Raw genomic sequence first — 12,639 nt, forward strand, 5'->3', positions numbered from 1 at the left:
CATATGAAAGTCTGCTGTAAATGGTGCTCATTCTGGTCATAGCCTCACCTCCGATTTTTCGGATGGCGCTGTGTGTGATGAAAAGGTCAGGCTTCACGGGCTGGATTTATCAACAAAGCACGTAGCGGATGATTCCCGTGAGCCTGAAATAGAAAAGGCCACGCAAATGCGCAGCCTGTAACCAGAAATCAATATTGTCTTTACATCAATTTTTCTTAAGGTTAAATTCTTCTGACAAGTTGATGAAAGACAACTTGAATATTAGCTATTTGTTCTCTGTTATGCCCGCAACCCAATGCGGGCTTTTTTTCGCCCTGCTAAAAGTTCCACCGTTGTGAGCCTTTTTGCTATGCAATAATGGATGCGTGGTGCCGGGTGTCTCCCGGTGATCCTTTGGCTGACAACCCATGCCTCACGAACATTTCACAACGGGATATAGAAAAGGCCGTGCATTTGCATAGCCCTGAAAGATGTTTATGCTTTATTAATTCGCTGGAATATCTGGCATGGCGCGATCCATAGAAGAGCTAATTAACGCCTTAATAGCGTTGCATACCTGATAAAATCCACCCAGCTGAGATGAGACAGAAAAACGGGAGACGTCGTCTCCTGAGCCTACTTCAGCATAAAATGATGAGTTCTCATACCAGAGTGAGATGCTTACGCCCTGCCTGTAGCCACCTGTTAGCGGAGAATCATCAAGAGTGGTTGCAATCACGAAATTCAAGTGGTAACGGCTGTCCATATTGAGTTGGGGGATTAAGACAGGAAAGAACTTCCCCTCCTCCTCCCAAATACCAATGTCCACATAAGGCCATCTTGTTCCGTCAGAACCAGTCCACTCACGAGATGTAAGATCAAGAGAACCTGAATACTCTCGTAGTAGTTCGCTCGCCTTCTCCTGAAGTTTATCCTGTAACTTCCATTGCGCCTCGACCAGTTTAGTGCGTTTTTCTTTCAGATCCTTAAATGTTAATTCCATGCCACTCTCCAGACAACTTTTGAAAGGAATCTGCATAGTAACTCACCCTGAAAGCACATGGTTATATTTCACTTACACTGAGTGCGAAAAGCAAAAACCCGCACGATGGCGGGTTTATTTTTTGTTCTGTTGCTCAGTTCGCTTTAACGTCCCGAGCCTACCACAATTTAAGCACTTTCTTGCTCACTCTGCAACTTAAATCTGTCGCTATTTGTGCCGAATGCGTCACAAACTGGAGCGTACAGGATCGATTCTGCCAGACTTAGCCAAGTGTCAATGCGACGACGGCAGGTGATCAGTGGCCAATCAGGATGTTTAGCCTGCAGTTCATTGGCCATCTGCAGCTTGCTCTTACGTAGGCGATGGCGGTCGACAATCACGCTATAGAGCGATCGGTAGTCATCATTCATCAGTACAGAAGCAATGACACCGTCCACTAACAACCCTTCTTCGTCTGAACAGAACGCCAGGCCGCTTTTATTTTTGCTGTTGAGGATTTCACGCAGGTACGCTTCAAGTTCAGGCTTGGTGATTCCTGATTTCTTCATGCGGCGCAGAGCATCATTGATAGCTGTCTTGGTGATTTTCCCAGATGCCAGAAGCTGGTTAAACATGTTCCCACCACTACCACCGCCGATATAAGACCAGCGGCCCCACATGCGCAACTTACCCTGTATCCAGATGCTTTCCAGAGTACGAAGACGAACCATTTCACCAGATTTACCAACTTCAGAAGGATTAATCATTTAGCGTTCTCCACTTACGCCAGTACGCCGATTGCCAGCGCACGATCTATAACCCGAAACACCAGGGCCAGTTGGTCACCGTATTTCGATTCAAATGCCACAGGATCAGCATGCAACTCGTCGTGATGCTCTCTGCACAGAGGAATCACAAACAGGTCGTGTGCCTTTGTACCCATTCCACCCTGCCCGTGGCCAATCAGATGGTGGGGGTCGTCAGCTTGCTTGTTACAGCAGACGCACGGCTGGGCCTTAACCCATCTCGTGTATTTCTCATTCACCCAGCGGCGACGCTTGGGTTTAAGCATGAAGGATTCCGGCGTCTCCGGGTCTACCTTCATCGCAACTATCTTTTTCGCTTTCTCCTGTACCAGTTGTTGAGCAGGTAATGTCGGAACAATATCGCTTTCACGAGTTACCGACTGGTTAGTCTCTTCCTTCAGACGAAGGGCTTTATGGGCTACGGCTTCAGGTATCTCGTCAGCCAGGTCGTTCCTGACCATCCACCAGCAAAACTCCGGCAGCGTCAGAATGTGGTCTTCACTGAAACCTAATTGGCCGTTTACAACCTTCAGTAGCCAGGATACCAGGTTTTCACGTGCTATACCCGCCAGACCTTCAGTGAACTGATCACGAATTTTTAAGTCACAGCCCCAGCACGTGCGGATTGAGCCAGGCGCATGCCGGGTGATGGTGTAGTTGCGATCATGCCACTCGCTGTGTGGGTACTGACATTCCAGTTTTCTTTCGAGCCAGGCATCCAGTGAATTCAGTCCACCAGCACGATGTATGACCTTCTGATTTTCGAAGACATCACGCATCAACGGATCGTTCTGAAGCTCCTGAGCAGTATCCGGCAGCATGCCAGACGGTAACTCAGCCATTGACTCTGTTTGTGGCTCGATAAGAACACGCCCACGTCTGAACAGATGCATCAGTTCACTGCCTGGGCGAAATATCACTACCCCGGTCATCGGTGCCACTTCAGGTGTCAGTAATGCCCTCACGCTACCTGCCCCTTAGCAATATGCTCTGCCCACAGGCCGCCAATCCAGCGAACACCCTTGGCGGTGAAGCGGGACTGATTAAACGCGTAATTTGTCTGGTTTGTCGTTCCTGTCTTCACCTCGAAGCGTCCTGCCTCGATATGCTTGCTCTTTGGCGTGAGAACACGGTTAAGCCGGTACATTATGCCGTTCTCAATCAGGAACATCGCAAACTCCGGCTCTTTGGCGTTAAGCAGCTTGGCGACCTGTCGAAAAGTCATTGACCCAGTAGCCGTAACATAACGATCAACGAACTCGGCCTTCGGTGCTGCAACTGCCAGTTCTTCACTCAGGCGCTGTTTCTGCTCTGCCAGATCAGCAGCAAGGCGCAGGGCCTCAGGAAGAGACCGGGGAACAATCATTCCACCGTTGCTCTCCAGTTCCTGCCAGCGGTCAACAAGTCGGGCGGTAAACTCCGGTGATAATTGGGCAACGATCACATAGCTATCTCGTTTGTTGACTTCATAATGATGGTAGGTTTGCCCGTTCTGGGGATGGGTGTACTGCAATGCAGCATACCCTCCAATCACACCGGAATTCATGAGACGCTCTATCGTTACGCAGACATTGCTGTGCCGGGAATCAACCAGTTTCGCAATCTCACGGCTGGACATGGTGATCTGCTGCCCTACTGTCGCTGCATGATGGGTCGGACATGTTACTGTTATGCTCATCTGTTGCATGCTCTGTCTCCACTTATCAGGCGGCTGCACCCGCCACGGTTTCAAATCGACTGATCGTTATCTCTACCATTCCAGGCTTTACTACCGGCCCCCACTCAATTGCCATCCGTTTAACCTGACTGTCGTCTTCCCAAACTCTGGCATTCGTCAGTGCGTCGAACAGCGCTTTGTTGTAGTTGTCCAGATCCCTCCGTCTGTTATCTGGCGGGAAAAGAACTATGTTTACCTCAACGTTGACGTTAACTGGTTTCGGTATGCCGCCGTACTGCTGCACAACAGAGGCATAAACGTTCTTCTTGAACTTCCTCCCCATCTCACTTATCAGATGCTTACCCTTTAACGCCCCACGGTCAGGTGACCGGTAATAGGTGTTAACTGTTGGCGGGAATGGCAGCGTTAATTTCATGGCTGAACACTCCTCGCTTCCAGCCATGACAAGGCGCGTTCTCTTGAATCACTATCACCGTTAATGAGTGACTTGATGATCGATATCGCGTCTGCCTCATCATTTCCTGAAATAACGGTGATCCCCCTGGAAACTCCAGGCGCTACTGAGATATATCCCTTCTTCGCTATGGCCTTCACATGCTCCGCTGCCGCGTTCGGTGATGAGCAACCAATCAGCCCTGCCAGTTCACATATCGTTGGAGGGAATCCGAACCGGCGCTGATAGTTCACGATCGAACCAAGTACTTCACTTTGTCTCACAGTAAGATTGTTCACTTCAGCGCTCCTTAATCCGCTTATTCAGAATCCCAACTTCGAGATACAAATGAGATGGTGTAAAGCCAAGCTGCTTAACCATCCCCATGGCACCGTTAAAAATTGGCCTGGCTATTTCGTCACAATTCATGCCAGGGTTAGCCTTGCGTTTAGCAGTTATTTCCTCGTTGCATCTTCTGGCGATGTTACGAAGCGCGTTACGTGCTTCAACGTCCTGCATAAGCCACCTCCAACAACGGAGCAGGTTTACCAACGTAACCAGGAAACATGATTACATCAGGGTTTTCTGCCTGATTTCCCCAGTGATGCCAGCCGGGAGCAGCACAGCGACTGAACAACTCAATGCGTGACACATCGCCGTATAATTTCTCCAAGCGGTAACGCGCTTCTGCTGGCTTCTGGCTGTGTTCACCGAGTGGACTGTAGATAACCTGTTTTATGCTGGCGTTCTGACGCTCAAGACCTTTCCCTCTGGTGGCAATTAGCAAATCCTCGGTATTTGCGCGAGTATGGTTACCACCGTTCATTCGGGTCTGAGCGTTCAACAGGTCGAGGAAGTCGTAAAAATCCTCTACTCCACCAGCCTGAAGCGCTTTATTGATATGCTGTTCTGCCAGTGAGTTAAACTTCACCCAGGTGAATCCCTTCATGGTCCGAACCTTAAAACCCCATGCCTCAGCAAGTTCGATCGCTTCACGGGTATGTGTACCGGTGAACCACATGGCCAGAACTGAATCTTCGGCGGCCAGTTCCCAGACAGGAAGGCGTTTAATGTCGATGAGTTTCATCGTGCCGTAATGGTTTTCCGCTGCGCCATTGCTGATAGTGTTCCCGTATTCCCACGGTGGATCGGCGTAAATCAGTGAATAGTTCATTAACGGCCTCCCGAAAATCGACCAGCCAGATAGCATCCGTCTTCGGCAATAACTGCTGGTTTAGCCAGGCCAAGACAGCGCTGACGTTCTGCCAGTATTGCTGCTCGCTCTGATTCAATGGCTGATGCGCTGAACGCCTCCATGTAAATTGTCGCGGCACGGTGAAAAAGACCTTTCGACTCCAGACCTTTTGCCGTTTCCATCAAGGCGCTGACTTCAGGACTTGGTTCAAACACTTCGAAGTGGCAATCTGCTGGCGGTTCCGCGTAGTAACGGAATTGGCGACCGTCGCGTTTACGCGTGGCAAGCCCAGAACCATACAGGCGGCAAACGGCGAGTTGGAGCCTGTCCAGGCTGAATTGGGTCAGACCTTCGATGATGTCCCTGGTCGTTGAGCCGGGGTTCATGGCAATAAACATCTGGACCATTTTCAGAATGCTCATCGTTACCCCCTGAACCCTGGTGGAATAGCGCTGTAATCAGTGTTCTTGAAGCTGGGTTTGAAGATGCCATCTTCACGGGCCCATTCCCCATTCACTCGTTCAGGTCGGCCAGCTTTGTCCCAGTTATTTGCAGACTTGAGGTATCCCGGGAACTTGGACGGCTGGAAAAGCGTCTGTGGTCGCAGGTAATCAGACATCTTCAGGTCATCGCCCCACTTCGCGTTGCAGTAATCCACCACCAGCGACAACTCTTCAACGGTGAACCCTTCGCCGATTCGTGCTCGGATGTTTTGCATTGACGTGGTTGAAACCTGGTAGCGTGAGTTCGTGACCTGGTTCAGGTGAACCAAAACCTGTTTAGCCTGATCAGTAATCAACACATCTCGGTCTGGTTGCACCGCAACCGGACAAGAGTCTTTACCTGTAATCTCTGTAGTACTCTCTGTTGTAATCTCTGTAGGATCATCAGTGCATTTTGACCTGATGACAGCGGTTCGTTTTGACCTGATGGAGCGTGTCACTTTGACCTCTTCCATCGTGTCATTTTGACCTGATGGAACAGCGCATTTTGACCTCTTCGATTCAGTCACTTTGACTTCATCTAAAAGCTCGCTTTCATAGTTGATCGTGTAGAAGTTGGTCATGTCGCGTTGAGACTTGTTCAGTTGCTCAATTTTGAGCACACCGAGTGTCTTCAGGCGGGTGAAGGTTCGCTTCAGAGTCGACTCTGACCAGAACGGGAACTGCTCCAGCCACTGTTCAGTCGTGTTGTAAATCCAGCGAACACCGTCACGCTCCATGCCAGACGTTGTTTCTTTCAGCCAGTAGTTAATCTGCTGCAATGCAATCGCCTCATTCAGGCCAATGCTGTACGCAAGGTCAGGATTTATCACTATTGGCCGGGATGTCATTAACAGGCTCATTCGGACCCTCTATTTCCCGGAATTTACGCTGAAACTGTTCGAGAGGACTGAAGCACTCATGTTCGTATCCGTCGCGCAGGTATATAACCCGTTGAGTTTCTGGCTCCCACCGGATAACCCTGACTGGGACGCCGTAGCTGTCTTTAAACCGTCTGTTGAGTGCTCGCATATGCGTTTCGCCCTCCGCTGGAACACACCCACAATTGCGATAGCTCTTCTGTGGTTACAAGGAATCCACCGACCTGATACCATGCGCTCATACCGAAACAGCGAGGTTCCATGCACTGGAATTCCACGGAGTTGCGGAAGACGGTTATTTGCCGTTAAACTGTTCATGCGTTAGTTTCTCCACTGATACGACACGCCACGGAGCCCGGAGCTGCACACTCGCGGGCTTCATTCTTTTCTGGAAGGCAATAAACACGTGAAATCAAGTTCAGGAACGTCATAAGTGTTACCCTGAACTGGTAGGCTATTTCGTTCAGGCTGTCCCATTCCCCTTTATCAACCACACCATCATCGATGTATCGACGATATGCGTTAACCAGGTCACCGAGCCTGCCCACCAGCTCAGCCAGCTTTAAGCCAATCTCCTCGTTCTCTGTATCTGGTGCCGCGCCAGGGATATGAATGCCGTTATCGGTTTGACGAGAAAACGCATCAGCTATGTAGCTAACACCAGCAGCTTTCTGTAGCACCATCGCCCACCCCATAGGGAAGATTTGATCCCCATCCACACGGAGGCGGTTAAAAAGCGCGTTCTCTGTTACCCCCAGCCATTCCGCAGCTTCGGCATAACCGCCAGGTAGATCAGTGATCGTCTTTTTTATCGCAGCCACCAGCCAGGCTGGCTGACGCTCGACTTTCCAAATAGGTTCATTACCCACGGCTTGCTCCTTCGTCCTGTGGTTTTATGTCTGTACTCGCGCCTGTACAGTTCGAATAGCGATGTGGATAAAGGATTTCTAGCTCATTGATTTTTCCAGAGAAGAAACTGACAAGACGCTCAGCAATATCCAGTGAAGCGATTTGCTGCCCTCGCTCTATCCGACTTAGATTTCCCGGGTCGATATCAACCCCTTTCGCTACATAGGAAAGAGTCATACCTTGCGATTTACGCAAGATTCGTAACGGTGATTGCATATACCCTCCTTTAATTGCGTATAACGCATATTAATTGGAACATACAACTTGCGCAAGTTGCTTTGCACATCACGCAAAAAAAACATGTAATAGACGCATGAACATAGGAAATCGCATAAGAGAACTTCGCACTGCGAAGGGTCTAAAAATCGCTGATCTTGCTGAAGCCGTTGGTGTCGACGGAGCTAACATCTCGCGTGTAGAAACTGGCAAGCAGAAGTCATTTACTGAACAATCACTTAGCAAATATGCTCAAGCTTTAGGCGTTAGCGTTGCTGATCTATTTACTCCAGGTGGAAATAAAACTACTGTATGTGAATACAGTGGTAGTAACCCACATTCTGGAGATGGATCTGTGTTTAGAGTGGAGATTCTTGATGTTAGTGCCAGTGCTGGTGGCGGCTTTATTCAAGGCAGCGACATCATCGATGTCATCAGGTCAATCGAATACAACAATGAACGTGCGCTAGCGATGTTCGGTGGAAGAACGGCAGATCAAGTAAAGGTAATCAACGTTCGAGGCGACAGTATGGCTGAGACAATCGAGCCTGGTGATCTTCTCTTCGTTGATATCTCTATTCATGAGTTCGACGGTGATGGAATCTATGTATTTGGTTTTGATGATAAAATTTACGTCAAACGATTACAGATGATACCTGATAAGTTGTTGGTGATATCTGATAACCCAAAATATAGAGAATGGTCCGTGGACAAGACCAACGAACACCGTTTTTACATTTTTGGGAAAGTAATGATAAGCCAATCTCAATCATTCAAACGTCACGCCTGACGCTACATATCAATGTTGAAACCGCCTTTAGGGCGGTTTTTTTATGCACCTTACATTGCGTATTTCGCAATTATTTACTTGCGTTTTGCGCAATTTAATTTTATTGTCTACTCCATAGCGAACAGGCAGGACGCCCACGAAGTAGCCGCCGGTGGCATATGAATAACCGGATGATTCGCAGGTAACAAAAAAGCGCCCTACTGGACGCTTCGCTCTTTAACAATCTGGATATCCTATTAATACAGGTTATTTTTTATCGTTAGTTTCATCAACAGATTTGCTTTGTATTTGAGCATAATTCTTAATGCTGAAGAAACAAAAAAGTCGTAAGAAAACTAAAAAACCCGCCATTGAAACATATAAGGAGCGGGAGGCACTCCCCTTCAGAAAGGCCTCGAATATGAGTGAACAAAAGACACCTATCATTATGTAAAGCAAAAATAAAAAAAAGTTCGCTGTTCTAGGACAATCCCAATTACGGCCAGATGTGAATATAACCCTATCTTCAAATCTATATGATAGCGCCCACAAAGAAGCACACAAAGCGACCCAAGCACTGATGATACCTATTGGCATTTTAAAAATCTGTTCAACGCTAATAGCTCCACTAAATAGCCCAGTAATATAAACACCGATCATAGAGCAAACAATACCGCTCAAAATGCCACGAATTCCACTGTAATAGTTTTTATTGGTATCGAATGGGATTTTTAATTTTTTTTCACCAGCCACAAAAAAAACCTTAAAAATAAATGTATTAGGATATCCAGATTACTCTAATCATTGCTTTAGTTAAATAGCTACTCACTACCTATCTTGGTAGCTATTTAACACGACAGCATAATAACGATGGAGCAACCCGTTGCGCTAAGCACCTTTTGATGGGGCATTTACTGAAACGAAACCAAAACTTTTATTCGCCTTTTGGCGAGGGATTCGTGCAACCAAAATTCAGCGCCGTGCAGGGCGCATATAACACGGAGAAACTAACCATGACGACCACACAGAACGTCACTGAGTTACAACCACGTATGACCAGAGAGCAACTGATCGATGCAGCCCGTAAAGCTGCCCCTCTCCTGCCACCTGCTTCCCAGTGGCTGATGAATGAACTGGCGAACCGCTACGATGTTCAGGGTGTCGCGCTGTGCGAGTCAATGGAACAGCGTAAAGCACTGGCCATCGAGAACACCGTATTACGTGATGACGTTATTTGCTGGGCAAAAGAATGCGATCGCATTGTTGAAAGACACACAAAAACACGTAGCAACCTTCACCTTCTGGAAGCTCAGTGCGAACTGCGTGAGTTAACCCCGGTAACTAATGTTGTGATGAATGAAGGGGCTAAGTGATGGCCGCCAACTCATTCAAACAGATGTCCCGTGACGGGACCATCAAGCGCACCGATACCGGGATGTTTATCAGCCTTGAACATATCCACGTGCGCGAAGGTTTCAACAAGCGTGAAGACGACGAACGCACCCGTCAGGCAGATGACGACCTTTTTAACTATCTGATGAACGGCGGCACCGTTCCTCCGCTGGAGGTTATCGCACGTGATGAAGGCGGTGTGTGGGTTGTTGAAGGCCATCGCCGTCGTCGCTGCTACGCACGTTGTGCTGAAGCTGGTAAGCCAGTAGACCGCATTCATATCATGCCGTTTAACGGTAACGATGTGCAGCGACTGGCTCGCATCATGACCAGTAATAACCAACTCCCACTTTCCGATATTGAACAGTCTGCTGTTATTCAGGAGCTTCATAACGCTTTCAACCAGACCACCAGCGAGATTGCAAAGCTGGTCAATAAGTCTGTAGCGACCGTTGAGAAGTTGCTCACTCTGAGCACCGCTAATTATGACGTTCAGCAGGAAGTTAAATCTGGTGCCGTATCTGTTGATGTTGCTGTTGACCGCGTTCGTGAGTTTGGCGAACAGGCTGGCGAAGTTCTCCAGCACGATAAAGCCGTAGCCGCCGCCCAGGGGAAAACAAAGGTTACGCGCAGCTCTATCGCGCCAGAACTCAACATTAAAAGTGCTCGCCGGTTCGTGGAGTTAATGGCCATGGCGACGATCAGCGATGAAGGCGTGTTCAATTTGCAAGGCACGGCACTGGCTGAAGCGCTGGCGATCATCGACGAACATAAAACCATTGCTGAAGCTCGCGAAACCTATCGCCTTTCACAGCCAATCCCTACTACAGAGATTATCGGGAAGGTGCTGTATGTGAAGCTGGACGGTAAGGAAATCGGCTCGGCAATAATTTATCGCGGTAAGAACGTCACGCTCGACCTAGGTGATAGAAAAATAATCGCCAGCCAGTCAAAAGCAGTGGCCCACTTCGTTAAACAACACAAACTTCAGCAGGTACATACCAATGCAAACGATCAATAACCGTATGACAGAAACTCAAATTGCTGATCTCTTCAGCCTGGCGGTTCAGTTGCAGGTTAAAGCTGAAGAATCAGATGATCGTGATACTGCAATTTTGGCCTACTCAATTCAAAACGCCTGCTCAAATTTAACGGAATCCCAGCGCGAGTTCCGTGCAGCAGACGCGACTATTCACAATCTTGAACTGAAACTCGCAGACATGGCAGTACAGCTCGCTAACTCCGAGAGCAAGTGCAGGGCGCTGGCGGCGGAATTAAGCGCTGTAGATAAAATTCACAATGAAGCGGTATTTATCACCGACGACCATTACGAACAATGTCCGCCAGAAGTGCAGAAGATGATTCGCTCCCTGGCTGTGTTACAGATACCTGCTTACGACGCGTTCCTGGCTGAAGTGCGGGCCAGTGGTGTGGAGATGTTTGCCGGGGAGATTGGCGATTATGCAAAAGGTAAAAGCCCAGCAACCGCAGAAATCATTAAGGCTACTGGTCGAAATGCTTTGAGGTTCGCCGCCCAGCTTCGCAAAGGAGCCGCTCTATGAGCAAATCGTACATCGTCATTCAGCAATATCTGTGGTGCAACGAAAACGGTCATGGGATTGAGTATGTGTCTGACTGCGTTGAATTCGATAAGCGCGACAAGGCCATCAAACATGGTCTTAAACAGCAAGGTAGCGACGATTTCAACATCGGTGTTATCGATGGTGGGCGCCTGATGTCGTTCGACTGGATGGATAAGCCGGTTGGGGAGAGTCAGGACGTTTTGGCGGCAATTGCAGGAGCCATAGGTTACGAAGGAGAAGCCCAATGACAGCACTCAACAAACAGGCTCTGCGTGTTCCTGAGCGCAAAAGACGTGACTGGAGTCAGGCGGTAATGCGTGATTGCGACTTCTGTAGCCAATGGGCACTAACTGTTAAGCATGACGACGGCGGACATATATGCGCTAGTTGCTGCGACGCTGAATACACATCTGAGCTTAAGTGCGCTCTTGAATCAGCGATTGACCGCGCTGAAGCCGCAGATAAGCGCATAGCAGAACTGGAATCGCGGACGGTTACTCTTCCAAAGGCATTGAACAGTTACGCTGGCGTGAAAATCTATCGCCCGAATGATGTTATCGAAGCTATCCGCGCCGCTGGCATTGGCGTGAAGGGGGAGTGAGATGGATAAATTAATCAAACCTACCACCAAAGGTAAATATGACGGTTCATGTGATTATCTTTGCTCGGACGATGCGCGATTCATCGTTATGCGCGGCGATTATACGGAAGCGGAAATAATTCAGGCTTCTGTGTCCCAAGATGTAATTGACTCGGATGGTGCCGCTGATTTTGCAAGTAGCGCCCGCTATTACCAGTGCTGGTACAAAGTTAGCCCAATAGGTGGTCAGGATGGCTATTCAGGCTGGCATCATCCTCGTGACTCGCCGTGTCGCGGTGCATATTTCGCATCAGTTTTGCAATGGGATTAAGGAGGACTAACCCATGACAACTAACAACCACCCAGCGCACGGTCCTGTATCACTCAATCGCCTGCACCAGATAAGCGAAATACTCAGCAAAGCAGCAGCACAAAGCGACGGCGGGAATCTCGGCTACGCAATGGCTGATGCTGTGAAGGTTATTGATGGGGCTATTGCGGCATTTGGTGCTGAGCCTGCACCAGTAGATATTGAAATGCTGGCCACTGTACTGAGAAACGCTCCGTTAGCGCCGTCAGATAGCCAGGGCAAGCCGAGAGCGCCGGTAGTGCCGGATGAAGATCCGCGAGATGCATTCGAGCGAACATTCAAAATGCCGAAGCATGTCACCCGCTGCGGTACCGGATATGCAGTAACGGCATATTCCGCATGGTTAGCCCATGATTTCGTTAGGATGTGGGAGGGCTGGAACGC

The 12,639-nt window shown here is 48.8% G+C and carries 21 protein-coding genes and 1 pseudogene; 8 read left to right on the plus strand and 14 right to left on the minus strand.

The annotated features are described in order from the left end of the window. Positions 1 to 484: 484 nt before the first annotated feature. The 13 genes from OGY72_RS17520 to OGY72_RS17580 form a co-directional block, all read right to left on the minus strand. Entirely contained in the window at positions 485 to 982 is a 498-nt protein-coding gene (locus OGY72_RS17520; RefSeq protein ID WP_000423994.1) for a hypothetical protein, read from the minus strand. Between the two features lie 167 nt (positions 983 to 1,149). After that, positions 1,150 to 1,728: a DUF1133 family protein gene (locus OGY72_RS17525; RefSeq protein WP_033558943.1), complete on the minus strand. Its 579-nt coding sequence runs from the start codon at positions 1,726 to 1,728 to the stop codon at positions 1,150 to 1,152. Between the two features lie 14 nt (positions 1,729 to 1,742). Next, positions 1,743 to 2,732, minus strand: coding sequence for a DUF968 domain-containing protein (locus OGY72_RS17530; protein WP_257661557.1), 990 nt, complete (start codon positions 2,730 to 2,732; stop codon positions 1,743 to 1,745). Further along, complete coding sequence (locus tag OGY72_RS17535; RefSeq protein WP_050542098.1) at positions 2,729 to 3,445, minus strand: phage antirepressor KilAC domain-containing protein; 717 nt, start codon at positions 3,443 to 3,445, stop codon at positions 2,729 to 2,731. Before OGY72_RS17535 ends, OGY72_RS17530 begins: the two co-directional genes overlap by 4 nt. Positions 3,446 to 3,470: 25 nt before the next feature. Continuing rightward, positions 3,471 to 3,860, minus strand: a complete 390-nt coding sequence (locus tag OGY72_RS17540; RefSeq protein WP_047715865.1) for a RusA family crossover junction endodeoxyribonuclease — start codon at positions 3,858 to 3,860, stop codon at positions 3,471 to 3,473. Next, on the minus strand, positions 3,857 to 4,177 hold the full coding sequence (locus OGY72_RS17545; protein ID WP_257661556.1) for a LexA family protein: 321 nt from the start codon (positions 4,175 to 4,177) through the stop codon (positions 3,857 to 3,859). Before OGY72_RS17545 ends, OGY72_RS17540 begins: the two co-directional genes overlap by 4 nt. A 1-nt stretch (position 4,178) precedes the next feature. Continuing rightward, complete coding sequence (locus OGY72_RS17550; RefSeq protein WP_003833987.1) at positions 4,179 to 4,397, minus strand: hypothetical protein; 219 nt, start codon at positions 4,395 to 4,397, stop codon at positions 4,179 to 4,181. Beyond that, positions 4,384 to 5,052, minus strand: coding sequence for an MT-A70 family methyltransferase (locus OGY72_RS17555; protein ID WP_257661555.1), 669 nt, complete (start codon positions 5,050 to 5,052; stop codon positions 4,384 to 4,386). The genes OGY72_RS17550 and OGY72_RS17555 overlap by 14 nt, the downstream gene beginning before the upstream one ends. Further along, on the minus strand, positions 5,052 to 5,495 hold the full coding sequence (locus OGY72_RS17560; protein WP_279274938.1) for a hypothetical protein: 444 nt from the start codon (positions 5,493 to 5,495) through the stop codon (positions 5,052 to 5,054). Before OGY72_RS17560 ends, OGY72_RS17555 begins: the two co-directional genes overlap by 1 nt. A gap of 2 nt (positions 5,496 to 5,497) precedes the next feature. Next, complete coding sequence (locus OGY72_RS17565; RefSeq protein WP_257661553.1) at positions 5,498 to 6,418, minus strand: conserved phage C-terminal domain-containing protein; 921 nt, start codon at positions 6,416 to 6,418, stop codon at positions 5,498 to 5,500. Continuing rightward, complete coding sequence (locus OGY72_RS17570; RefSeq protein ID WP_116359839.1) at positions 6,375 to 6,587, minus strand: DUF4222 domain-containing protein; 213 nt, start codon at positions 6,585 to 6,587, stop codon at positions 6,375 to 6,377. Before OGY72_RS17570 ends, OGY72_RS17565 begins: the two co-directional genes overlap by 44 nt. Positions 6,588 to 6,750: 163 nt before the next feature. Then, positions 6,751 to 7,305, minus strand: coding sequence for a YmfL family putative regulatory protein (locus OGY72_RS17575; protein WP_257661552.1), 555 nt, complete (start codon positions 7,303 to 7,305; stop codon positions 6,751 to 6,753). Beyond that, the gene (locus OGY72_RS17580; protein WP_257661551.1) at positions 7,298 to 7,561 is read right to left on the minus strand and encodes a helix-turn-helix domain-containing protein; all 264 of its coding nucleotides are present in this window, start codon (positions 7,559 to 7,561) and stop codon (positions 7,298 to 7,300) included. Before OGY72_RS17580 ends, OGY72_RS17575 begins: the two co-directional genes overlap by 8 nt. Positions 7,562 to 7,658: 97 nt before the next feature. On the opposite strand from OGY72_RS17580, the gene OGY72_RS17585 reads away from it, so the two are divergent. After that, the gene (locus OGY72_RS17585; RefSeq protein WP_060854491.1) at positions 7,659 to 8,351 is read left to right on the plus strand and encodes an XRE family transcriptional regulator; all 693 of its coding nucleotides are present in this window, start codon (positions 7,659 to 7,661) and stop codon (positions 8,349 to 8,351) included. Positions 8,352 to 8,597: 246 nt separating this feature from the next. On the opposite strand, the gene OGY72_RS17590 is transcribed toward OGY72_RS17585, so the two are convergent. After that, on the minus strand, positions 8,598 to 9,083 hold the full coding sequence (locus tag OGY72_RS17590; protein ID WP_257661550.1) for a hypothetical protein: 486 nt from the start codon (positions 9,081 to 9,083) through the stop codon (positions 8,598 to 8,600). Positions 9,084 to 9,343: 260 nt separating this feature from the next. On the opposite strand from OGY72_RS17590, the gene OGY72_RS17595 reads away from it, so the two are divergent. From OGY72_RS17595 to OGY72_RS17625, 7 genes and pseudogenes are all read left to right on the plus strand, one after another. Further along, positions 9,344 to 9,703 (plus strand): hypothetical protein, encoded by a 360-nt coding sequence (locus tag OGY72_RS17595; RefSeq protein ID WP_257661549.1) that lies wholly within the window; start codon positions 9,344 to 9,346, stop codon positions 9,701 to 9,703. Then, positions 9,703 to 10,743, plus strand: a complete 1,041-nt coding sequence (locus OGY72_RS17600) for a ParB-like helix-turn-helix domain-containing protein (protein ID WP_049002608.1) — start codon at positions 9,703 to 9,705, stop codon at positions 10,741 to 10,743. The genes OGY72_RS17595 and OGY72_RS17600 overlap by 1 nt, the downstream gene beginning before the upstream one ends. Next, positions 10,727 to 11,284: a hypothetical protein gene (locus OGY72_RS17605; protein WP_257661548.1), complete on the plus strand. Its 558-nt coding sequence runs from the start codon at positions 10,727 to 10,729 to the stop codon at positions 11,282 to 11,284. Before OGY72_RS17600 ends, OGY72_RS17605 begins: the two co-directional genes overlap by 17 nt. Further along, positions 11,281 to 11,553, plus strand: coding sequence for an antitoxin (locus tag OGY72_RS17610; protein WP_257661547.1), 273 nt, complete (start codon positions 11,281 to 11,283; stop codon positions 11,551 to 11,553). The genes OGY72_RS17605 and OGY72_RS17610 overlap by 4 nt, the downstream gene beginning before the upstream one ends. Further along, complete coding sequence (locus tag OGY72_RS17615; RefSeq protein WP_257661546.1) at positions 11,550 to 11,906, plus strand: hypothetical protein; 357 nt, start codon at positions 11,550 to 11,552, stop codon at positions 11,904 to 11,906. Before OGY72_RS17610 ends, OGY72_RS17615 begins: the two co-directional genes overlap by 4 nt. Before the next feature lies 1 nt (position 11,907). Continuing rightward, a complete protein-coding gene (locus tag OGY72_RS17620; RefSeq protein ID WP_257661545.1) occupies positions 11,908 to 12,216 on the plus strand; it encodes a hypothetical protein in 309 nt (102 codons plus the stop codon). Between the two features lie 13 nt (positions 12,217 to 12,229). Next, positions 12,230 to 12,639 (plus strand): annotated as a pseudogene (locus tag OGY72_RS17625) (hypothetical protein); the annotation flags it as partial.

Source organism: Citrobacter sp. Cpo221 (assembly GCF_030332345.1).
Classification (GTDB): Bacteria; Pseudomonadota; Gammaproteobacteria; order Enterobacterales; family Enterobacteriaceae; genus Citrobacter; species Citrobacter portucalensis.